Source organism: Streptomyces sp. NPDC055239 (assembly GCF_053606205.1).
On record NZ_JBSGRD010000002.1, the window covers coordinates 37,230 to 60,227 of the forward strand.

A 22,998-nucleotide genomic window follows, 5' to 3' on the forward strand; every position below is an offset into this window, starting at 1 on the left:
GGGTCAGGACCGCTTCTCCCGCTTGACGAACAGCGTCACGCCGCAGGCGAGGGCGACCGCGCCGGTTGCCACGCTGACCAGGGCCTGCCGTGTGTTGTCGTCTATGACGAAGCTGGACGAGATGTTGACGACGAGGGCGATGGCGAGCACGAGCCAGAGCATGATCTTCATGGGGTCAAGTGTGCCGGTCCTGCGGTGCGGGTTCGTCTGTGGGGGCGGGGCCGCGCCGGTATGTCCGTCCTCGCCATCCGCTGGTGGGCGCCTTTTCGCTTCGGCGGGGGAGTGCTGCTTACCGTGCTCCGGGCGGAAATACCGGCACACCCCCTCGCGTCTCGATGCCGACTGCGGGTGCGATGGGGGCCGGTTTCCCACGGCTGGGGTGCGTCGCATCTGGACCGCCCTCGCCGGTGGCACTCGTGCCCTCCCTCCCACCCGCCCGCCCGTGCTGCTGTACGAGTTCCCCGCCCACGCCCGTCTGCGTCAATCACTCCACCCGCCCACCCCTTGGCAACGCGGGGCAATCGGGCGGGTGGGTGGGAGAGCTTGTTCGTTCGGGGTGGATGCGGGGTGATCGGGTGGGTGGGTGGGGGACATCCGCCGCGGAGCGGTGGGCTTGTTCGTGCGGTCAGCGCCCCTGCGAGGGGTAGCGGCCTCGCAGCACCCGCCAGGCCGGCGGCAACGTGCCCGCGGCGGTGGTCGCCGTGACCACCAGAGCTATCAGCCCCGCCTGCGTCGCCGCCACGTGCGGCACCGTACGGAGCATCCCCACGCTGAAGGCGAGTAGCGGGACCAGGCCCACCACCCCGCCCACCGCGAGCCCGGTGACCGCGGAGGCCGCCGCCTCCAGGCGCAGCATGCGGCGCAGTTGGCCGCGCCCCGCCCCGGCAAGGCGGAGGAGCGAGAGCTCGGGCCGCCGCCCGATGGTGATGAGGCACAGCGTGCTGAGGATGGCGATGACGGTGAAGCCGCCGATCGCACCGACCGCCGCCACGGTCACCACCTCACCCAGCGCCTGGTCCTCCGGTTCCAACTGCTCGGGCGCGGGGTCCCGTTCGACCCGCGCCCCGGGTGCGGCCGCCCGCAGGGCATCGGCATCGGCGCCACTGCCGTCCGCGGCGACCAGGATCCGGTCCGCCGCCGACCCCGGTGAGGACACGTGTCGGAGCAGCTGTTGCTGAGAGAAGAGGAAGGCGCCCAGCGCCAGTTCGCGCTCATACGTCGCCACCACCCTGAGCCGCGCCTCGACCCCGTCCCCGAAACGCACCGTCACCGTCGAGCCGGGTCGTGCGTCCAGGGAGCGCGCCTGATCCCGGCCCACCGCCACCGTGCCGGGACGCAGCTCGCCGATGTCGCCGTCCCGGACGCCGGGGTCAAGGGTCCTGGCCAGGCCGCCGGGCGTGACGCCGAGCACCGGGAGGCGGTCGAGGCGTGGCGAGCCCGTCTCCTTGCGGGCCAGGACCACCGTGCTCCGCGTGACGCCGGTCGCGGCCACCACCCCGGGTACATCGTGGACCCGCTCCAGCGTGCCCGCGGTCAGGCCGCCCTCCGCGCTCACCGCGAAGTCCGCCCGCGCCGCTTCCCGCGCCTGCGTGCCCGCCGCGTGCGTCACCGTCGCGCCCGCCGAGAGCTGGACCAGGACGAACGCCGTCACCAGGATGATCGGAGTGATCGCCGCCCCCAACCTGCGTGCCGATGCGGTGCAGTTGGCCGCCGCGAGATGGCCTGCCGCGCCGCCGAAACGGCGCATCGGCGACCCGAGCACCCGCATCGCGCCCTCGGCGATCCACGGGCCGAGCAGCGCGCAGCCGATGGCCAGGACCACCGTCGCCGCACCGGCGGCCGCCGCCGCGGCCTCCCCGCGCTGGAGCGTGGCGGTGCCCGCCGAGCTCACACCGAGGAACAGCAGCACCAGGCCGGTGACCCTGCGCGCCGTGCCGGGCGCCTCATCGCGCAAGGCCTCCGCGGGGCGCACCTTCGCCGTCCTCGCGCACGCGATCAGCGCGGCGAGGCGGGCGACGAGAAGCGTCAGGCCCGCGGTGACGAGCGGGGCGGGCAACAGCCAGAGGGGGAGGGGGAGTTCCAAGCCTGATGGCAGTGCGCCGCGCGCGTCGAGGAGCGTACGGAGGCCGAGGAAGGCGGGGATCGCCGCGACCGCTCCCGCCAGCGCCGCCACCGCGGCGACTCGGCCGACCTCACGGCCCACCGCACTCCGCAGCTGCCGGGGTGTGGCGCCGACCGCCCGCAACAGGCCGAGCTCGCGCGAGCGTTGCTGCAGCGCCTGCACGATCGTCGACGACACGACGAGCAGCGCGATGAGTACGACGGTGCCGGCCACGGAGCCGAGCAGCGCGAGCATGCCCGCGCGGGCCGGGGCGACCCGGAGGAATTCGGCGCCGCCGCGCCCCTCCCCGGTCAGGACGCGCAGCCCGGCGCCGTCCCCGTCCGCCCGGTGCCCCACGCTCTTGAGGCTCGCGCTGTCCAGAGCGTGCCGCACGCGCGCGTGGAGGGCGGATGTGCTGGTGCCGGGCTCCGCCGTGACGCCTATCGCCGCCACCGACCCGGGGTGACCGGCAAGGCGGCGGGCCTCGGTGGAAGTGAAGTAGACGGCGGCGCGGGGTCCTTCAGCCACCCCGGTCACCTTGTACGTCGCGTCGGTGCCGGACGCGCGGACGGTGATCCGTTCGCCGACACGGGCCGTCCCCTCGCCCACGACGACCTCGCGGGCGTGCTCCGGTCCGCCCCCGTCCCGTAGGGCGTGGGGAGCAAGGCGGGCGGCGCTCCACGGCCGACCGACGGCCTCGCCGCCCCGCACGCCCACCTGGAAGACCTCGTCGGCGACGGCCGAACGGACCCCGGGGACCTCGCGCACGGCCGCGAGCGCTGCCCGCGGGACCCGCACGCGCTCGGTCAGGCCCGCGGTCGCCGTCTCGGGGTCACTGCCCCACGGCTTCGCCGTGAAGCGGGTGTTCTGGTCGCCGGTGACGACGAGGTCGGCCCCGGCGTACCGCTCGACGCGCGCGTTCCCGAGTCCGGCCGAGGCGAGCGCGAGGCCGAAGGAGCCGAGGAGGAGAGAGGTGAGGGCCAGCGCGGCGAAGACCGCTGCCCAGGCCTTGCGGTGCATGCGGGCGGCGCGCGAGGCGAGGAGCCGGGTGACGTTCGGGTTCGCCGCCATCACGCCGACGCTCCCTTCAAGCTCCGCATGATGTCGTGCACTTGGTCGCTGTCCGGCTTGAGGAGCCGGGTGGCGACGTGGCCGTCGGCGAGGAAGAGCGCCTCGTCCGCCCAAGCCGCGGCCGCCGGGTCGTGGGTCACCATCACCACGGTGTGGCCGTCCTGGTCGACGGCCTGACGCAGCAGCGCGAGCACGCCGTGCGCGGTGACGGGGTCGAGGGCGCCGGTGGGCTCGTCGGCGAAGACGACCTCCGGTCGGGTGACGAGGGCGCGGGCGACGGCCACGCGCTGCTGCTGGCCGCCGGAGAGTTCGGTCGGGCGGTCGTCCGCGCGGTCGCCGAGCCCGACCTCGGCGAGGCCGAGCGCGACGCGGCCGCCGTCGGGCTCGCCGCCGAGGAGCAGCGGCAGGGCGACGTTCTCGGCGACGCTGAGCGAGGGCACGAGATTGTGGGCCTGGAACACGAACCCGACGCGTTCGCGCCGCAGCCGGGTGAGTGCGGCTTCCTTGAGGGAGCCGATGTCCACGCCCCCGATGCGTACGGTCCCGGCGCTCGGCCGGTCAAGCCCGGCCGCGCACTGCAGCAGGGTGGACTTGCCGGACCCGGACGGCCCCATCACGGCGAGGAACCTGCCCCGGGGGAGCGTCAGCCGGAGGGGCGCGAGCGCGGCGGGCCCACCGCGCCGGTAGGTCCGGGTCACCCCGTCGAGACCGAGCGCCTCGGCACCACCCGATGGGCCGCTCTTTTCCAGGGTTCCCGCCACGGAACCTTGCCGCCTGAACATCGCTGAGAGCTCCCTGCCGCCGACCGTCACTGCCACCGGAAACGCTAGGCAGCGGGGGCCGGAGGGACGAGAGAGCGCGCTCCCGGAGCCGGGGTGTAGCAGGCTCCACCAGGGGTGGGGGTGAGGGCCTAACTCGGGGCGGCCTCAGGATGCGTCCGCACCCACCCCGCCCACGCCGACGCCACCATCTCGCGCACGTCCCGCTTGGCCGACCAGCCCAGTTCCGCGGCGGCGCGGTCCGCCGACGCCACGACGCGGGCCGGGTCGCCGGGGCGGCGGGGGGCCACGGCGGGTGCGCGGTCGTACCCCGTGACCTCGTTGATCAGGGTGGCCATCTCCTGGACCGAGACGCCCTCGCCGCGGCCGATGTTGAGCGTGAGGTCGGTGCCGCGCGGTGCCGTGGCCAGCTTGCGGGCCGTCGCCACATGGGCCTCCGCGAGGTCGACCACGTGGATGTAGTCGCGTACGCACGTGCCGTCCGGCGTCGGGTAGTCCGCGCCGAAGACGCGCGGGGCCTCGCCGTCCGTGAGCTTCTCGAAGACCATCGGGATCAGGTTGAAGACGCCCGTGTCGGCCAGGTCGGGGCTCGCCGCGCCCGCCACGTTGAAGTAGCGGAGGGACGCCGTCGACAGGCCGTGCGCCCTGCCCGTGGCGCGCACCAGCCACTCGCCGGCCAGCTTCGTCTCGCCGTACGGGCTCATCGGGAGGCAGGGGGTCTCCTCCGTCACCAGGTCCACGTCGGGCATGCCGTACACCGCAGCCGATGAGGAGAGGACGAAGGAGGCGACACCGGCCTCCGACACCGCCGAGAGGAGGACTCGCAGGCCTTCCACGTTCTCGTGGTAGTAGTGCAGCGGCATCTCCACCGACTCGCCCACCTGCTTCTTGCCCGCCAGGTGCACGACACCGGTGATCGCGTGCTCCGTCAGCGTGCGGGAGAGCAGGTCCGCGTCGAGGGTCGATCCGGTCACCAGCGGTACGCCGTCGGGGACGCGCTCGGCGATGCCCGTGGACAGGTCGTCGTAGACCACGGCCCGCTCGCCCGCCTCCGTCATGGCGCGGACCACGTGGGCCCCGATGTAGCCGGCCCCGCCGGTGATCAGCCAGGTCATCGTCAGTCAGCCAGCCTTTTCTGTCGTCAGCTCTGTCGTCAGCTCGTCGTCAGCGGTTCGGACGTGCAGTCTCGCAGAGCCCCGTGTACGGGCCGCGTCAGCGCCCGCCGACGCCCGCCCACCGCGCCAGACGCCTGCGCGCCACCCCCGCCACGCCCCGCATCCCCGGCGCGAGCCGCACGGCGAGGTTCCCCGCCTGTGTCGCGTAGGGCTGGGCGAGCAGCAGGCCCCGGCGCGACGGCAGTGCCGTGCGCCGAAGGAGCCCCGGGCCCGCGACCGCCCGCGCCGTCGTCTCGCGCGTCGTACCGTCGCCGAAGTGGAGGCGCAGCCGCAGGTCCCATACGCCGCCGCCGAGCGGACCCAGGTCCAGGACGACGTCGGTCAGCCAGGTGGCACCGTCTTCGGCGGGGTTGAACGCCGCCGTCCTGCGCAGCACCGGGCCCTCGCCGCTCCTCGGGGCGAGCTCCACGTCGACCGTGGTCGGGCCCGCGTCGGCCACCCGCCCGTACAGCTCGTGCAGCCGCAGCGTCAGGCGGCTGCCGTGCGCGCGGGGGCGCAGTTCGGCGTCCACCGCGAGGGGGAGGAGGCGGATGGGGCGTACGAGGAGGTGTTCCAGGGGCACCTGGGGGAGGTCGGGGGACCAGAGGGGGGTGGCGCCGTCGGGCGACCGTGCGTACGGGGGCGAGAGGCGCGCGGGGCGGGCCGCCACCTCCTGGAGGCGGGGCAGGTCGCGCGGCTCGGGGGAGGCCAGGATCACGCGGGCGATGACCCTGCCGGGGGCGGGCGCCGCGTCCAGGTCTGCCGTGTCGAAGGTCGCGAGGTACGCGCGCGTGGCCGTCCACCACTCCTGGCGGTACGCGGGACTGCGGGAGGTGAGCTCACGTGCGTACATCCGCAGGCTGTGGTCGATGAACTTCGCCCGGGAGGCCTGCGCGAGCCGTTTGCCCGCCGTGCCCGTCGGGCTCCGTGCCTCGCGCAGGATGTCGACCGACTGACGGTGGGCCTCCATGCGGGCCCGCCAGTTGTCGATGCCGGACCGGTCGAGGGAGATCGACAGCTTGGCCGCCGTGCGGCGCACGTTCCATACGTAGACCTGGTCGGTGATCAGCGCGATGCGGGGGCCCGCCGCGAGGACGCGGGCCGTGAAGACGAAGTCCTCGTACGTGAAGCGGCCCTCGGGGAAGCGGAGGGCGTGGCGGCGGAGGAAATCGGTGCGGTAGAGCTTGTTGACGCAGAGCGTGTCGTGGACCAGGCGGGTACGCAGCTCGGGGCGTGCGATGAGGCGGGCCTTCTTGTAGAGCATGGGCTGCCAGGGGGTCTCGCGTCCGGAGGGCAGCTCACGGCGTACGCAGAGACCGGTGACCACCTCGGCGTCGTGCCGTGCCGCCGCCTTGAGGAGGGCGTCCACCGCACCCGGCGGCAGGATGTCGTCGCTGTCGAGGAACATCACGTACGCGGATGTCGTGGCCTCGATCCCGTCGTTGCGGGGAGTGCCGCAGCCGCCGCTGTTGACGGCGCGGCGGACGGGCTTGACGCGCGGATCCTCCTGCGCGAGCGCCGCGAGCAGCGCGCCGCTGTCGTCCGTCGAGCAGTCGTCGACGGCGATCACCTCGCGGACGGCGGGGCCCTGGGCGAGCGCCGAGCGCACCGCGTCGGCGAGGTGCGCGGCGTCGTTGTAGCCGATCACGACGACGCAGACCTGGGGCGACGGGGCCGACGGGGGCGGGAGAGACAGAGAGGGGTCCACGGGGGAAATTTTAGAGGTTGCTGGTAATTATCCGATTAGGGGGGTTCGAGAAGTTAGGTGGGTTTAAGGGTGAATGGGTTAGGGGGTGGGTTAAGGGGGGCGATTCCGTCGCTCACCTCACCCGTGCGAGCACCTCGCCCGTCCGTGGTCCCCACGCCACGACCACCGCCTCCTCGGGCACCTTCTGGTCGGGCGAGAGCAGCAGCCAGCGCACGTGGTTGCGGCGGACCGTCCGTGTGCGCTCGGCGCGGGTCGAATCGGGGGAGAGGTAGTCCCGCACCTCCTGGAGGCGGCGGTTGCGCGTGTCCTCGGCCAGTGAGGGGTCCGGCCAGGCGGGCGCGACGAGGTTGGCGCCGTACGCGGGGAGGGAGCGGGTGGGGTAGTAGCCGTCGGTGAGGACCACGTCGCCCGCGTGCAGGCGGCTCGCCGCCCAGCCGTAGCCGGGCCAGCGCGGCGGCTGGTCGAAACCCACCGGGTCAAGGGCGCGCGGTACGACCGCCCCCGCCTGGAGCGTGAAGAAGCCGATGGCAGCTCCGGTGGCCGCGACGCCCCCGAGCGCCATGCGCCACCGGCGCCAGGGCCGTGGCGCGGCCAGCTCGATCGCGAGGGCGAACTGGAGCGGGACGAGGGTCAGGCCCAGGATGCGGCCGTAGGTGTAGTGGCCGCTCAGCCAGCCGTACGCGACGACCGCGCAGTCCAGGGCGAACATCAGGACCAGGGGGTCGCGGCGGTTCCTGCGGAATCTCAGGGCGAGGGCGGGGAGGCCGAGCAGCGCGAGCCAGAATCTCCCCGGCATCTCGGTGTAGAGCTGGCGGTGGATCCAGTCGACGCTCTCGTCGCCGACGAGGGAGAACACGGAGTAGTAGGGCCAGCTCGCCGCGATCACCGCAGCCGTCACGGCGGTCGCCGCCCACTTCCACAGCGCGGAGAGCGCGAAGGGGCGACGGGCCGACGCGGCGAACGCGACCACCCCGATCACCGCCGCCACGGACGAGATCGGGTGGACGAGGAGGATCACCCCGCACAGCGCGCCGAGACCCGCGTACGGCATGACGCCCCGAGGCGCCTTCGCGAGGGAGCCCGCGAAGGCCCACGCCCAGAACGCCAGGCCGATCGCGAACGTCGACGGATATCCGAGGTTCCCCGTCATCGACATCAGGCCGAGGTAGCCGCTCCACCACGCCATCCGGGTGCCCCAGAGCACCACCATGGCGAACAGGGCGAGAACGGGCGCCCACTGACGCGACGTCAGGACCCTCACGAACCGCCCGAGGCCCGTGAGCAGCACGAGCAGGTTCAGTGGCCCCGCGAGCTTCACCACCTCCCAGCCCGCGAGCCCCGTCGCCCGCGCGAAGACGCCCTGCGCCACCGCGTACGGCGAGTAGTACGGGCTGCCCGCGCCCGGCAGGTCCGCCATCGGGTGGCGCGGGTGGAGCAGGTCGGCCTTGAGCCGCTCGATCACCGCCGCGTGCTGCCCGAAGTCGCAGCACATCGGCACCCGCCAGAAGGCGAGGGACATGACGATCCAGAAGAGGCCGCCGAACACGACGTACGGGCTCGGCCGCCACCGTCTGCGCCTGTGCAGCGCCGTCGAGCCGTGGACCTGGCGCCGCGTGAGGAGCGCGGCCCCTCGCGTCGCCATGGTCATCGCATGAGCCTCTCCGCGACCCGCGCCGACGCCTGCCCGTCGTCCAGGTCGCAGTAGGCCTCGCGGAACGCCGCGTACGCGTCCGCGTGCCGTGCCGTGAGCGAGTCCAGGTCGCGAAGGGCCTCGACGACCTCGCCGGTGGAGGCGAGCAGCGGCCCTGGCGCCCGGGTCTCGAAGTCGAGGTAGAAGCCGCGGACCGTGTCGCGGTAGTGCTCCAGGTCGTAGGCGTGGAAGAGCATCGGGCGGCCCGTGTGCGCGAAGTCGAACATCAGCGACGAGTAGTCCGTCACCAACACGTCCGAGATCAGGAGGAGTTCGGCCGTGCGGGGGTGGGACGACACATCGCGTACGAAGGGTGCGTGGGCCCCGGGCAGGCGGCCCGCCGTCAGCGGGTGCTTGCGTACGAGCAGGACGTGGTCGTCGCCGAGCACGTCCTGCGCCGCGCGGAAGTCGAGCGCGGGTTCGTAGCGGAAGCGGCCGGGGGAGTAGGCGAGGTGGTCCCGGTAGGTCGGCGCGTACAGGACGATCCGTTTGCCGGGATCGATGCCGAGGTCGCGGCGCACGCGTTCGGCGACCTTGGCGCGGTCCTCGGAGAAGAGGACGTCGTTGCGGGGGGAGCCCGCCTCCATGACCTCGCCGTCGTAGGCGAGTGCCCGCCCGAGGTGCGGAGTCGAGAAGCGGTTCGGCGACACGAGCACGTCCCACTGCCGGGAGAGCTTCGGCAGGGCGTCGAGGTGGCCGTGGTCGGCGTAGAGGGTGTCGGTGAGATCGGTGCCGATGCGCTTGAGGGGCGCGCCGTTCCAGGTCTGTACGACGGTCTGCCCGTCACGCCGCTCGAAGAAGTCGGGCAGATGCCCTGCGGTGACGATGCGGCGGCAGCGGGCGAGCGCCTCGTACCAGGCGGCGCTGTGCTCCTCCACGCCCTTCGCTCCCGCGGGGACCCGCGTCTGCTGGTCGTGCGTCACCCACAGGTGCTCGACGTCCGCGCCGCGCCGCACCAGCTCCTCGTGGACCGCGCGCGGGGAGTCCCCGTCGAAGTAGAGCACCGCGTCCCGCAGTGGTTGGGTGCGTCGGCTCGGATAGTGCGCGGTACGCAGCCGATGCCGACGGTAGTCACCGCGCTCGCCCCGCGCGAGCACGGACCCGGACTCCAGGAGCAGCCGGTCGCCGAACCGCCGGTCGACGGTGAACTCCCGCCCGCCCACGGTCTGGTGGAGGGGAAAGGCAGCGGACACGGAGGCGAGCAGCCGCACGGGCATGCCGTCCTGCGGAACGCCGTGCGCGGCGGCGTCACTTCCCGCCTCCCGCAGAAACGCGTACCACCGCCCCTCCCGCAGCACCCCGCCCCCCGGCGCCACCACCCCACGGAAGCGGCCGGCGGTGCGCTCCACCGGGACCGTCAGTTCCTCGTCCCTGCCGCTGTGCCGGAGCACCAGTTCCGCCGTGTCCCAGTTCGCGTCGGAGACCGTGCCCTCGATCGTCAGCGTGCCGTCCTCGCTCCACACCACCCGGTCGGCGATCGGCTGCCGGGTCAGTTCGACGACGAGCTGGCCCTGGTCGTTGGCCGATGCGCACAGCTCGCGGCCGTTCGCGCGTGAGGCGTAGCGGCCCGGCGGCAGGTCGAGGGAAGCGGCGAGGGACTTCAGCTTGCCGTCGGGCAGGACCAGGTTGGCCTGCCAGCGGTCGCCGTGCGGGGGCTCGACCTCCTTGGGGGCGAGGTGCGGGGTCGGTGCGATGTCCTCCAGGTCCGCGAGGCGCACGCGTACGTCGAAGCGGTCGTCGCCCGGGAGCGCCACGGGGTAGTCGAACTCCGCCGACGAGTGCTTGTGCGTCAGGCGCAGGGCCGTCGGGCGCAGATGGCTCGGCAGATGGCCGCTGAGGACCATCTCGTCCCCGTCCTGGTGATGGGCGTCGACCCGGGCCACGTAGTCCTGGATCCGCAGCACGAGGCGGCCCTTGCTGTAGCCGAGTACCAGGCGCAGACCGTCGCCCAGTTCGCGCAGGACGGACTGGGCGGACGAGCCGTCCAGGGGGCGGACCGCCGCCCGCCGCACCGCACCGTGGCCCGCGACGACCACGCCGAGCAGCCAGTTGCCGGGTCGCCACCTGCCGCCCGTCTTCAGCTGCTCGGGGTCGATGGTCAGCTCGAAGCCGGAGAGGTCGTAGCAGTGCAGCTGCTGCCGGGAGTTCTCGGTGGCCTGCGGGGCGGCGACCGTACGGGTGGAGACCTTCCTCAACTGCGCCCTGCTGTGCGCCGACTTGAGGACGGCCGCCTTGACGGAGTGCCCGGGGCGCGTCGCCTCAAGGTTGCGCACGTACGCGTACCCGCTGATCCGAAGGAGACCGTCCGCACCCCAGCCGGCCTCCCGCACACGGGCGATGACCGGCAACTCACCACGGCCGATGCGGGCCAGCTCCTGCGGCACCCGGATGTGACCGCCCGACGCGCGGGGGTACGCGGCACTGCGCCGCACCACACCCCGGATCTGGAAGGCGCTCCCGTTGCGCTGCTCGAAGGTGAGCAGGTCGATCAGATCGGCGGTGCGGCCTTCGCGTACGAGGTGCCATTTCACGCGCAGGGACACCGGGAGCCCCGTGATCACCTCCGGGTCTGCGCGGCGCAGGAACGCCGACGCGCCCTTCATGAAGGTCGCGCGGTACTCGGGCCCGCCCATCGGCAGACCCTGGAGGAAGTACACGAAGTCGTCGCGCAGGCAGGAGGTGTCGTACGTCTTGCGCATCTCGGGCGCGTGCTCGGCGAGGAACGCGCTGACGTGCGCGCACGCCGCGATCCGGTCGCGCACGCCCTTGACGTCCGTGCGCCGCCGGGTGATCGAGCCCTCGCGCACCCGCCAGTAGTAGACGTGCTCGCTGAGCACGTCCACGGAGCCCGCGAGGAAGTGCGCGGGGATCATGACGGGCGTGTCCTCGTAGAGCTTGCCCTCGGGGAAGGTGAAGCCGTGCCGGTCCCAGAAGGCGCGGCGGAAGACCTTGTTCCAGGCGACGCGGTCGGCGAGCAGCTCCAGGTCGCGGCTGATGTGGGTGCGCGAGCGCGGCTCGGTCAGCCACTTGTACTGCCAGGCCTGCTGGCGTCCGCGCTCGTTCAGGCGCCAGACGTTGCCGCTCGCGAAGTCGGATCCCGTCGAGTCGAGGCTCGCGGTCATCCGCGCGTACGCGTCGTGCGGCACGACGTCGTCGCTGTCGACGAACGTCAGATACTCGGCGGTCGGGGTCGCGTGCCGCACCCCGGTGTTGCGGGCGGCGCTGAGCCCGGCGTTCGGCTGGCGCACATAGACGAACCGTGGGTCCTTCGCCGCGAACTCACGTGCGATACGCGGACTGCCGTCCGTCGAGCCGTCGTCGACGAGCACGGCCTCCAGGTCGGCCATGGTCTGCCCGGCGATCGACTCCAGGCACTCTTCCAGGAACTCTTCGACGTTGTAGATGGGCACGACGACGCTGAGACGGGGCTGCACGGCGACCGGCCTTTCATACGCTCCCGGACAGGGGAGTGGCGTGGGGGGGGCAATCATGGGAGTACGGGCGTATTCATCCCCTTTGCCCCTTCCCGTCAATTTCTTTGCCTTCCTTCACCCCAATGAGTGAGGCGGGGTCTTCGACAGGACGTGTTCGGTTGACTACCTTCGGTGTTCATGTCGCGCTTCTCGGTCGTCGTCCCCGCCCATCGCGTCCAGGGCTATCTGCGGGAGTGCCTGGACTCCGTGCTCGCCCAGAGCCACCGCGATCTGGAGCTGATCGTCGTGGACGACGCCTCTCCGGACGCGTCCGCCGCGATCGCCGCGGAGTCCGCCGAGCGCGACCCGCGCGTGCAACTCGTCCGTATCCCGGCGCACGCGGGCGCGGGCCCCGCCCGCAACATCGGAGCTGACCGCGCCACCGGCGACTACCTCCTCTTCCTCGACGGCGACGACCTGCTCCTGCCGGGCGCCCTTGAGGCGATCGCCGAGGCGCTCGACGAGAACGATGGCCCGGACGTCCTGCTCTTCGGCCACGACCGCGTCGACTGGTGGGAGAACGTGCGCGCGGGCGGCGACGACCTGACCGGAGACCCCCTTGCCGTCACCGTCGCCGCCTGGAACCGCGTCTTTCGGCGCGGCTTCTGGCAGGAGCGCCGCCTCGCGTTCAGCGACGGGGCGTACGAGGACGTGGTGCCGGTGCGGCGCGCCACCCTGGCCGCGGGCGCACGCACCGCCGTCCTCGACAAGGCCTGCGTCCGCTGGCGCGAGCGGCGCGGCGGCAGCTTCGCCACGTCACCGGGCCGGGCGCACTTCGCCGTCATCGGGCGGTACGAGGAACTGCTCGCCGCCGCCGACCCGGCAGAGCGCGCCCGGCTCGTCCCGCACGCCGCCGCGCATCTGCTCGCGGTGCTCGACGACGCCGGGCGCATCGCGCCGCGCGACCGGCGTGACTTCTTCCGCGGGGCGGCCCGCCTCTACCGGACGTACGGGCCGGTGGAGGCCGCGTCCACGCCGGGGGAGAGGGCCCTCGCCACCGCCTCGTACGCCGCGTACGAAGCGCAGCGCAAGAGCCGCTCCCGCAGGAAGGGCGTCACGCAGAAGCTCAAGGAGCAGAAGAAGAAGCTCCGCGCCCGCGCCATGCGCCTGACCTACCGCACCGACCTGCGCCGCCCCCTCGACCCCCACCTCGCGGTCTACGGCGCCTACTGGAACCGCGGAATCTCCTGCAACCCCGCCGCCATCCACGCCAAGGCCCGCGAACTCGCCCCGCACATCAAGGGCGTGTGGGTCGTCTCGTCCCGGCACAAGCACCGCGTACCCGCCGGGGTCGAGTACGTCGTCGAAGGCTCGCGGCCCTACTGGCAGACGATGGCGAGAGCGACGTACCTGATCAACAACTCCAGCTTCCCCGGCGGATTCACCAAGCGCCCCGGCCAGGTCTACCTCCAGACCCACCACGGAACCCCGCTCAAGAAGATGGGCCTCGACCAGCGCCGCTACCCCGCGGGCACGCACGGCATCAGCTTCCAGAAGGTCCTCGACCACACCGACCAGTGGGACTTCAGCCTCTCCGCGAACCCGCACTCCACCGAGGTCTGGGAGCGGGTCTACCCCTCGACGGCGTACCAGGCCCTGGAGGCGGGCTATCCGCGCAACGACGTCTACTTCACGACGGGGGCGGCTGAAATCGTCCGTATCCGGGAGGAGTTGGGGGTGGCGGACGGGCGCACCGTACTGCTCTACGCGCCCACTCACCGCGACTACCAGAAGGGCTTCCTGCCCCGCGTCGACCTGGAACGCTTCGTGGGCTCGCTCGGCCCTTCGTACGTCGTGCTCGTGCGCGCCCACTACTTCTACGGTGCCGACGCGGGCCTGCGCCGCCACCCGCAGCTCGTCGACGTCACCGGGCACGCGCGCGTGGAGGACCTCTGCCTGGCCGCCGACGCCCTCGTCACGGACTACTCGTCGCTGATGTTCGACTACGCCTGCCTGGACCGCCCGATCGTGACGTACGCCCCCGACTGGCAGGCCTACCGCCTCGCGCGCGGCACCTACTTCGACCTCCTGTCGGGGCGCGCGGGCGAGACGCCGGGGGCCGTGGCCACCACCGAGGAGGAGCTCGCCGGGCTCTTCCGCAGCGGCGAGTGGGACACGGCAGAGGCGGCACAGCTGCGCAAGGCCTTCCGTGCGCGGTTCTGCCCGTACGACGACGGGGGCGCCGCCGAACGCGTGGTCCGGCGGCTGTTCCTGTCGCGGTCGCAGTAGGTCAGCCCCGCTCGTGGTCGGTCAGCCCCGCTCGTAGGGCGAGCGGACCGGGAAGTACGCCGTCAGGAACGAGCGCATGGCAAGGGCCATCTCCTCGTCGGCGAGCTCGCTGTCCGGGGACTCGCCGATGCAGAACGCCGTCTTGTTGCGGCCCTGGAGCAGCTGGCCAAGACGTGAGTGATCGGCGCGGCTCCCGATGTCGACGAAGTCGTAGGAGATGCCCGCAGGTACCGCGCGCCCGGTGAGGTAGGCGTAGTGGTGGTGCAGGGACGACACCAGGGCCAGGTCGCTGTTCGAGCGGAAGCGGCTGCGCGCTGTGGCGCCGAGCTCGTCGGAGAAGCGTTCGGTGAGCTCAGCGAGGACGCTGCGGTGCAGGGCGTAGGGCGCGTGGAAGAAGCTGTGCGTCGTCGTCCTGCCGAACTCCCGCCGCAGCAGTTCCCGGTTGTTCTTCGCCGCTGCCAGATAGCCCTCGTCGTCCGGTGAGACGGGCAGCGCGGGCACGGACGCCGACGACCAGAAGAAGCGGGAGGTGCCCGAGCTGAGGAAGAAGGTCTCCGGGGTGGTGGGGCGGCCGAGGAACATGTCGTCGTTGAGGTAGAGGAAGTGCTCCGACAGGCCCTCGATGCGGTGCAGTTGGCTCTCGATGGAGTGGGAGTTGAAGGTGGGGAGCGCGGTGTCCGGGTCGGCGAACAGGTCGCGGTGGTCGATGACCGTGATGCCCGGGTGGGCCCCGTTCAGCCAGGACGGGGTCTGGCCCGCCGTGACGAGGTAGATGTGCCGGATCCAGGGCGCGTTCATCGCCAGGGAGCGCAGTGAGTAGCGCAGCTCGTCGCGGTTGCGGAAGCGGACGGCGCCGTGGTCCGGCGACGACTCGTCGTCGGGGCGGCCGAGTGCCGCCTTGCGGCGGGCGTGCCATTCGGGGTCGGAGTCGTCGACCCAGGTGTAGACCGCGTCGATCGGGAAGTCCACGTCGCCGATGAGGAGTTGGGAGAAGACGTCGAGGGTCGGGTACGTGCGGTCGGCGACGCGGAGGGTGGCGGTGGGGGAGAGGGAGGGCAGCTCGGATCCGGCGAGGGTGCTGCCGAAGGGCGCGCGCCGGGCGTCGGTCCCTCCGTCCGGGACCCGTGGCCAGAACGCCACCGTGCAGGACTGCCCTACGCCGTGCCGCAGGGAGAGCGTCGTCGTGGTCACCGGCTTGAAGATCTTGACGCCCGCGACCTCGCCGATGCCGTCGAGACGCTCGGCGAGTACGACTCCGGGTGCGGCGTCGCGCGGATGGATCAGCTCGGCGTAGACGGGCTGGCCGTGCAGGGACTCGGCGAGCGCCTTGAGCGCGCCGTCGCGTTCGTCGTCGGCCACGGCGAGGGTGTGCGTGGTGCCTGACGTGCGGACGAGGACGTAAGGGATGTCCTCCGACTCCAGGGCGGTCGCGGTGAGTTCGAGGTTCCAGTCGGTCATGTCGGGCGCGAGGACGTCGTCGCGGCGCTCGGCGAGGCGGCCCACCGAGCGGATGAGGATGCCGCTGGTGTCGGCGGCGATGATCTCGTCCTCGCGGGCCCGCTCCTCGACGCCGGGCGCGGCGTCCAGGGTGTACGGCGTGGTCGGGCGGAATCCGCATCCGCCGGACGCGACGCCGAGCGCCACCCGGTCCGCGCGGTCGTCGAGCCGCTCGGGGGCGTCGCGCCGGGCCACGAGCCGCGAGTACAGCTCCTGCCAGCGCGCGGTGACGTCGGTGGAGGAGAAGCGGGCGTATACGCCTTCGCGGGCGGCGTGGGCGTAGGTGCGCCTGGTCTCCGGGTCGCCCATCAACTCGCTCATGGCGGCGGCCAGTTCATGGATCTCACCGGGCGGTACGAGCAGCCCGTCGACGCGGTGCCTGACGATCTCGGCGGGCCCGGTCAGGACGTCGTACGCCACGACGGGCACCCCCGCGGCGAGCGCTTCGAGCAGCACGAGCGGGAACGCCTCGTTGTGCCCTGCGGTCATCAGGGTGAGCCCCGCCTTGGCCCACTCGGCGGCCATGTCCTGGCAGGGGCCGAGGAGTTCGATGCGGTCCTGGAGCCCGAAGCCGTCGACCAGGCGGCGCAGCTGCTGCTCGCGGTGGCCGCCGCCGAAGACGCGCAGGGTCCAGTCGGGGTAGGCGTCGGCGATCTCGGCGAAGGCCCGCACTGCGTGGTCGACGCGCTTCTCGCCGGTCAGGCGCGCGGCCATGACGATGACCTTGCTCTCGCCGTCGGCGCGGGGCCGGAAGCCGTCGGGCACGGCGTTCGGGATGACCGCGAGCTCGGGGGCGGTGGCGCCGAGGGACTCCGCGATCCAGTCGCGGGTGCGCTCGGTGAGGGTGACAAGGGCGTCCAGGCGCGGCGCGTGCAGGAGCAGGGGTTCGCCGGAGGGGCCGCGGCGCTGTGTGGGGCGGTGCTCCTGGTGCACGGTGACGACCGTGGCCGGGACGAGTCCGACGGCGGCGGCCATCAGGGCGGGCGTCGTGGTGACCAGGACATCGGTGTCCAGGGTGGTCAGGGCGGCGGCCATCTCGACGTCGGAGAGGCGGTCGAAGGCGGACTCCCAGGAGGGCTTGATCAGTTCGCTGGGCAGCGCGGCGAGGGTGCGGCAGGCGGCCTCGTCGAGGCGCGACGCGCGCACCGGACGTTCGGGGGTCGCCGTGCGGTCGACGAGATAGCGGACGGGGAGGCTGCTGGCCTCGGGGAAGAAGGGCTCGGGGCGGGTCCGGAAGACGGAGATGACCTCGACTTCGTGCCGGTCGGCGAGGTGCTGCGCCTGGGTGTAGGTGGCCAGCTCGGTGCCGCCCATCTCGTCGCCCCAGCCGAGGAGGTACGTGATTTTCATGAGGTCTCCTTCGAGATGTCCCAGCACGTCAGGGCGAAGGCGCCGGACTTGGTGAAGTGGGCGTGGGCGCGGACCAGGGCGCCGCCCGGCAGGGCGAAGACACGGAAGGGGGTGGGGCAGGCGGCCGAGGGGTCGCGTACGTCGGAGAGCCATCGCCCGAGGGGGAGCGGGGCGGTGCCGCGGCTCTCCGTCTCCACGTGGAAGTCCCACACCCACTGCCCCGGGCTCGCCCCTGCCATCTCCCCCAGGGGCAGCCGGAAGCTGAAACCGGCGCCGTCCCACACCGCCCCGACGGGCACGGTGACGCCGTCCCGACGCCGCACGGCCTTCGCCCGCCACCGCCGCCGGTCGCCCGCCATGACGAGCCGCCCGTGCACGGTGATGCCGTCGCCGCCGGGCACGAACCGCAGGAGCTCGGCGCGGGGCTTGGACCGGGTCACTTGAAGCACCGCGCGCCCGCTGCGGCACCGGACGACGCGGATGAGCGTGCCGGTGCGGGGGTCGGGGGCGTGCAGGAGGGTGGGCGTGGGCGGCAGTTCGGTGTCCCCGTCGATGCCGATGCCGCGCCGCAGCTCGCGCCCGCGGGCATCGGCGGTGACGACGGTGAGCCGCCAGACGCCTTCGCCGAGACGCGGGCGGGCGGACACGGCCTCTCTGCCGGGTGCGTCGGGTGCGTCGGGTACGTCGAGTACGTCGCGCAACGTTGCCGTCCCGGCGAGCAGCAGCCCCCCGTGGGCGTGCTGTTCGAAGGCGAGCGGGATCCGGAACCGGCGGTGGCCGCGCGAGACGACCAGATGTGCCCGCTCCACCTGTTCGTCGGGCAGGACGGCGACGGCGAGGTTGAGCGTGCGGCTGTCCCGGATCGACAGGTGCACGGGAGCCAGGAGCGCCTGCGCCCCGCCGCCCCCGGACCGGCCGCCGACCCGCCCCGCCGCGGCGCGTTCCGCGCGGAAGCGCGTGGTCCTCGCGGTGGCGAGGAGCCGCCGCACGGCGGGTGGCAGAGCCGGGGTCATGGCGTGAACCCAATGTGGTGCATTGGTCTACTTTGCCCGCTGTTCGCTCCGATGTGCCCGTTGTTCGCTCCGGTGCGGGGCGAGGCCGCGTACGGGTCACCCGGCTGGCGGATGAGACCGTAACCCGAGGCGAGTTGTGGTGTTATGCCCCTTAATGGTTATTTCTCTCGCGCAGTTCCAGCGCCGTAAGGAACCATCCGTACCGCCTGCCGAAGCCCCCTCTCCGGCACACCTGTCTCCGGCTCACCCGCCACGCGCACTCGCCCTGTGCCGCCGCTGGGCCGACCCCGCGGCCGTGGCGCTCACGACCCTCCTGGTCACCTGGCGCGCGAGCTCGCTCGGCCAGTGGATCGTCGACGACGCGGCCATCACCTTCGCCTACGCCCGCAGCATCGACGAGGGCCTTGGCCCCGTGCAGCAGCCGGGCGCCGACCCCGTCGAGGGGTACTCCAACCCCTCCTGGCTCGCCCTGCTGGTCATCGGCCGCAGGCTCGGCCTCTTCGACCACGGCGCGCTCCTCGGCGTCAGCGACCTGGTGCTCTACCCCAAGGCCCTCGCGCTGCTCTGCACGGCGGGCGTGCTCGCCTGCGTGGCCGTGGCGGCGCGGGCCGTGCTTCCGGGCCGGGCCTGGATGGTGACGCTGCTCGCCGGCGGCATCCTCGCCGCCAACCTGTCGTACGTGGCCTGGTCCTTCTCGGGACTTGAGAACCCGCTGTACGCGCTGACCGCCGCAGCGACCGGGGCGCTCCTCGTCCGGGCCGCCGTGCGCGGCACCCTGCTGCGGCCCACCGTCGCCGTGAGCGCGGGCGCCCTCGCCCTGCTCGCCGCGCTGACCCGCCCCGACGGCGCGGTACTCGCGGCGGCCTACCCCGTGACCGTGCTGCTCTTCCTGCGCCGGGACCACCTCGCGCGTGCCGCGCGTGCGGTGGCCCTGAGCTGCGGCACGTTCGCGTTGCCGTACGCCGCGTTCCTGCTCTGGCGGCGCGCGTCCTTCGGACTCTGGGTCCCCAACACGGCGGTCGCCAAGTCCCAGAAGCCCCCGCAGCTCGCCCAACTGTCCTCGGCGGGAGAGCTGCTGACCTACGGCGGCTGGGCGCTCGCCCTGATCGGCGCGGCCTGCGCCGGCCTCGCGCTCGCCCGCGAAGGACCGGCACGCCGTGCCCTGACGGCGCTGCTCGTCCCCCTCGCCCTGACCCTCCTCGCGTACGGCGTGCTCGGCCGGGACTGGATGAAGCTGTACCGCTTCGCGACCCCGGTGTGGGTGCTGGCGGCGACGGCGCTCGCGCTGGCCACGGTCGCCGTCTGGCAGGGAGAGCAGGCGGAACGTTCCGGCGTGCGCGCGCGCGTCCTCATCGGCTGCGCCCTCGTCGGCGCCCTGCTGCTCTCGGTCACCGGACAGGCCGCGCAGGACCGGAGGTTCGTCCACCGCCCGACCGTGTCCATGTGCTTCGTGGCCGAGCGCTACGGCGAGACCTTCAACGCGTACGCCCGCCACCTCGGCCTGCGCGACGCCACCGTCGCCCTGCCCGACCTGGGCGGCACCCTGCTCACCTCGCGCCTGCGCGTCGTGGACCTCGCGGGCCTGACCGATCGCCGAGTCGCCGACACGTACGCCGCTGCCGACACCGCCGCCCTGCGCGACTACGTACTGAACGAGGTGCGCCCCGAACTCCTCCACGTCCACGCCGCCTGGACCCGGAAATCGGGCCTGACCCCGCCGCTCCTGGCAGCCGCGGGCTACGTACCCCTCTACATCGAGGGCAACGGCGGCGACTTCGTCCGGGCGAACGCGGTGAAGGACCCGGCCCGGATCACCGCGGTGCGCGAACGCGTCCGCCCGGCCCTGGACGACATGGTCGCCGAGATGCGCCCGGCAGGGTGCGGTCCGACCCTGCGCGCCGGAGAGGGGTCCCCCGCATGACGACAGCTCTCCCGCGCCAGACCCGCCCGCTCCCCGAACTCCCCACCGCCGCCGAGCCCGCACCCCGGGTCGACTCCCTCACCGGGATGCGCTTCATCGCCGCCTTCGCGGTGTTCGTGCACCACTTCACCGGGCTCAGCGCCCAGGGCGGCGTCGCCCACGCGCCGCTGCTCTTCCCGTACTCGACGCTCGGCGCGAACGGCGTGGGGTTCTTCTTCGTGCTCTCCGGCTTCCTGCTGACCTGGGGGCACAGGACCGGCACGCTCGCCCGCCTCTTCTACTGGCGTCGGGCCGGGCGCATCCTGCCCGCCCACCTGGTCGCGACCATCCCCTGCATCTGGGTCTTCTACCTCTGGGGCGGTGTGCCGACGGACGACTTCAGCTTCGTCGCCTCGCTCTTCCTCGTACAGACCTGGTTCCCCGGTGTCGTGCCGACGCTCCCCGGCAACGGCGTCGCCTGGACGCTCAGCGTCGAGGCCTTCTTCTACGTCCTCTTCCCGTTCGCGATCCGCGGCGCCCTGCGCCTGCGCACCCGCACCCTCGCCCTGCTCGCGGGCGGCGGGCTCCTTGCCATGTGGCTGGTCAAATGGTGGACGGCCGTGCATCTCTCGCCCTTCGCGAGCGAGTGGATCATGCGCAACCCGGTGAGCAGGCTCCCCGAGTTCGGCGTCGGGATGGCCTGCGCGCTCGCCCTGCGCCGGGGGTACCGCTTCCGGATCGACCCGCCCGCGCTGCTCGCCTGCCTCGCCGCGTACGCCGTCCTGTACTGCCACCGCACGACCTGGTTCGGACCGCAAGTGGCCGAGCAACTCCTGTGGACCCTGCGGCCGTTCGCCGCGCTCTTCTCCGTCCTCTTCATCGCCGCCTACGTCCAGCGCGAGCTGACCGGGCGGCGCGGCTGGCTCTGCTCACGCCCGATGGTGCTGCTCGGGCTCTGGTCGTACGCCTTCTATCTGCTGCACCAGACCCTCAACCGCCTGATCCTCGACACCTGGGGCCGCCCGCAGCCGGAGAACTCCGCGCTGTTCACGCTCCTGGGCGTCGCGGTCGCCGTGGTCGCGCTGTCCTGGGCGATGTTCACGTACGTCGAGGAACCCGCGCGGAAGTGGTGCGCCCGGCGCACTCCGGACAGTTGGCGCCGCTGTGTCGGTACGCGGTAAATGCAGCTATTGCAGAGAAGATCCCCGTTGAGGCTCATGTAGGAGGAGACGTGCACCAGTCCGCGTACGAACAGATGGAACTCTGTGTGGAGCGGTACATGCCCACGGGGAAGCGCCATCGGGTGGTCGATCTCGGCGCCCGGGTCTCCGACGGGCAGACCCGCACCCACAAGGCCCTGCTCGAAGGGCGCGACACGGAGTACGTGGGCGTCGACGTGCTCGAAGGACGCAACGTCGACGCGGTGATGACGAAGCCGTACCGCATCCCCGTGAAGTCCCGCAGCGCCGACTTCGTCATCTCCGGGCAGGCGTTCGAGCACATCCCCTTCTTCTGGGCGACGGTGCTCGAGATCGCCCGCGTCCTGAAGCCGCAGGGCATCGCCTTCGTGACGGCGCCCTCGCGCGGCCACGTGCACGACGCGCAGGACTGCTGGCGCTACTACCCCGACGGGTTCCGCGCCATGGCCGCGTACAGCAGGCTCGAACTCCGCGAGGCCTACACGGACTTCCCGCCCATGAAGGGCATCCGCCACGCCTACGGAAGCATCGACGCCAAGCACGCCTACTGGGGCGACTCCGTGGGTGTCTTCCAGCGCCCCAAGAACTATCCGGGTCTCACCATGGCCTTCGTGCGGGGCACGACCACGTGGTGGGCGAACAGGATCGGCGGGGTCGACGGCGTACCGCTGCCCGAGCCCATCGAGGGCCGCGCGCACTGCGGCAGGCCGAAGACGGTGGTGGCGCCGCGCTCGGTGGACGAGCAGCCGGAGAAGCCCGTACAGCCGGAGAAGCCCGTACAGCCTGCACAGTCCATTTCGACAACAAATGACGCCCGATGAACCCATGTTGACGAAATGTGACATCAAGAACGAGATGGGCGTACTGTCCGCTTCCATGGCATGGCGACGCGCTGTGAATGGCGCACTGAAGCAATTGACCGGATACCAGCTGACGCGCAAGCCCGTACCGGCCCCGCGCTCGGCGGTGGCCCCGGCGCCGAAGCCCACCCCGGCGTCGAAGCCGAAGCCCCAGCCCAAGCCGAAGGCCCTGAACCTCCCCGCCGACTACGACGACGAGGCGAAGGACATCATCCGTGCGGTGAAGCCGTACACGATGACCTCCCCCGAACGTCTGAACGCCTTCATCCTGGCGACCCGGCACGTCGTCCGGCACAACATCCCCGGCGACATCGTCGAGTGCGGTGTGTGGCGCGGCGGTTCGATGCAGGCCTGCGCGAAGGCGCTGCTCGCCGCCGGGGAGACCGGGCGCGACCTGTACCTCTTCGACACCTACGAGGGCATGACCCCGCCCACCGAGGAGGACCTGCGCCTGGACGGCAAGTCCGCCGAGGAACTGCTCAAGGTGCAGGGCAAGGACCGTCCGATCTGGGCGGTCGCCTCTCTCGACGACGTCAAGTCGGGCTTCGAGAAGGTGCCTTACCCCAAGGAGCGCGTGCACTACGTACGGGGAATGGTCGAGGAGACCATCCCGCGCGAGGCGCCCGAACAGATCTCCGTCCTGCGCCTGGACACCGACTGGTACGCCTCGACCAAGCACGAACTCGAAGAGCTGTACTCGAGGTTGGTCAGCGGCGGCGTCCTGCTCATCGACGACTACGGCTACTGGCAGGGATCGCGCCAGGCGGTCGACGAGTTCATGGACAAGACCGGCGAGAGGCTGCTGCTCCTGCGCATGGACGAGGGACGCATCGCCGTCAAGCCCTGACCCGGGAGTCAACCAACTGTATGCGGCGAGTACTTGAGCGGGCCCTGTGTCCGGCAGCCCCGAGCTGCCGGGCGCGGGGCCTCTGGCGTGATCACTCGAATGGCCCTGCGCGGGTGACCCAGAAGGA

The 22,998-nt window shown here is 72.3% G+C and carries 14 protein-coding genes; 5 read left to right on the plus strand and 9 right to left on the minus strand.

All coding sequences use genetic code 11. The annotated features are described in order from the left end of the window. Positions 1–3 precede the first annotated feature (3 nt). The 7 genes from ACWFRJ_RS06415 to ACWFRJ_RS06445 all read right to left on the minus strand — a co-directional run bounded on the left by ACWFRJ_RS06415 (position 4) and on the right by ACWFRJ_RS06445 (position 11,937). Complete coding sequence (locus ACWFRJ_RS06415; protein WP_453525105.1) at positions 4–171, minus strand: hypothetical protein; 168 nt, start codon at positions 169–171, stop codon at positions 4–6. Between the two features lie 454 nt (positions 172–625). Beyond that, on the minus strand, positions 626–3,172 hold the full coding sequence (locus tag ACWFRJ_RS06420; RefSeq protein WP_453525106.1) for an ABC transporter permease: 2,547 nt from the start codon (positions 3,170–3,172) through the stop codon (positions 626–628). Next, a complete protein-coding gene (locus tag ACWFRJ_RS06425; protein WP_453525107.1) occupies positions 3,172–3,954 on the minus strand; it encodes an ABC transporter ATP-binding protein in 783 nt (260 codons plus the stop codon). The genes ACWFRJ_RS06420 and ACWFRJ_RS06425 overlap by 1 nt, the downstream gene beginning before the upstream one ends. A 128-nt stretch (positions 3,955–4,082) precedes the next feature. Then, the gene (gene galE, locus ACWFRJ_RS06430) at positions 4,083–5,066 is read right to left on the minus strand and encodes a UDP-glucose 4-epimerase GalE (RefSeq protein WP_453525108.1); all 984 of its coding nucleotides are present in this window, start codon (positions 5,064–5,066) and stop codon (positions 4,083–4,085) included. A 97-nt stretch (positions 5,067–5,163) separates the two neighbouring features. Next, positions 5,164–6,813, minus strand: coding sequence for a glycosyltransferase family 2 protein (locus tag ACWFRJ_RS06435; protein ID WP_453525109.1), 1,650 nt, complete (start codon positions 6,811–6,813; stop codon positions 5,164–5,166). 112 nt (positions 6,814–6,925) lie between these two features. After that, entirely contained in the window at positions 6,926–8,455 is a 1,530-nt protein-coding gene (locus ACWFRJ_RS06440; protein ID WP_453527063.1) for a hypothetical protein, read from the minus strand. Between the two features lie 2 nt (positions 8,456–8,457). After that, positions 8,458–11,937 carry a CDP-glycerol glycerophosphotransferase family protein gene (locus ACWFRJ_RS06445; protein ID WP_453525110.1) on the minus strand — a complete coding sequence of 1,160 codons (3,480 nt, stop codon included), beginning with the start codon at positions 11,935–11,937 and terminating at the stop codon, positions 8,458–8,460. Positions 11,938–12,114: 177 nt separating this feature from the next. On the opposite strand from ACWFRJ_RS06445, the gene ACWFRJ_RS06450 reads away from it, so the two are divergent. Further along, complete coding sequence (locus ACWFRJ_RS06450) at positions 12,115–14,205, plus strand: bifunctional glycosyltransferase/CDP-glycerol:glycerophosphate glycerophosphotransferase (RefSeq protein WP_453525111.1); 2,091 nt, start codon at positions 12,115–12,117, stop codon at positions 14,203–14,205. A 21-nt stretch (positions 14,206–14,226) separates the two neighbouring features. On the opposite strand, the gene ACWFRJ_RS06455 is transcribed toward ACWFRJ_RS06450, so the two are convergent. Both ACWFRJ_RS06455 and ACWFRJ_RS06460 read right to left on the minus strand, forming a co-directional pair. Then, entirely contained in the window at positions 14,227–17,052 is a 2,826-nt protein-coding gene (locus ACWFRJ_RS06455; protein WP_453525112.1) for a stealth conserved region 3 domain-containing protein, read from the minus strand. Then, positions 17,049–18,065 carry a hypothetical protein gene (locus ACWFRJ_RS06460; protein ID WP_453525113.1) on the minus strand — a complete coding sequence of 339 codons (1,017 nt, stop codon included), beginning with the start codon at positions 18,063–18,065 and terminating at the stop codon, positions 17,049–17,051. Before ACWFRJ_RS06460 ends, ACWFRJ_RS06455 begins: the two co-directional genes overlap by 4 nt. A 295-nt stretch (positions 18,066–18,360) precedes the next feature. Between ACWFRJ_RS06460 and ACWFRJ_RS06465 the strand changes: the two genes are divergently transcribed. From ACWFRJ_RS06465 to ACWFRJ_RS06480, 4 genes are read left to right on the plus strand one after another with little or no spacing between them, the layout of a single operon-like run. Then, positions 18,361–19,986 carry a hypothetical protein gene (locus ACWFRJ_RS06465; protein ID WP_453525114.1) on the plus strand — a complete coding sequence of 542 codons (1,626 nt, stop codon included), beginning with the start codon at positions 18,361–18,363 and terminating at the stop codon, positions 19,984–19,986. Next, the gene (locus ACWFRJ_RS06470; RefSeq protein WP_453525115.1) at positions 19,983–21,146 is read left to right on the plus strand and encodes an acyltransferase family protein; all 1,164 of its coding nucleotides are present in this window, start codon (positions 19,983–19,985) and stop codon (positions 21,144–21,146) included. The genes ACWFRJ_RS06465 and ACWFRJ_RS06470 overlap by 4 nt, the downstream gene beginning before the upstream one ends. A 50-nt stretch (positions 21,147–21,196) precedes the next feature. Continuing rightward, the gene (locus ACWFRJ_RS06475) at positions 21,197–21,985 is read left to right on the plus strand and encodes a class I SAM-dependent methyltransferase (RefSeq protein WP_453525116.1); all 789 of its coding nucleotides are present in this window, start codon (positions 21,197–21,199) and stop codon (positions 21,983–21,985) included. 55 nt (positions 21,986–22,040) lie between these two features. Further along, positions 22,041–22,871 (plus strand): TylF/MycF/NovP-related O-methyltransferase, encoded by an 831-nt coding sequence (locus ACWFRJ_RS06480; RefSeq protein WP_453525117.1) that lies wholly within the window; start codon positions 22,041–22,043, stop codon positions 22,869–22,871. The last annotated feature ends 127 nt before the right edge of the window (positions 22,872–22,998 follow it).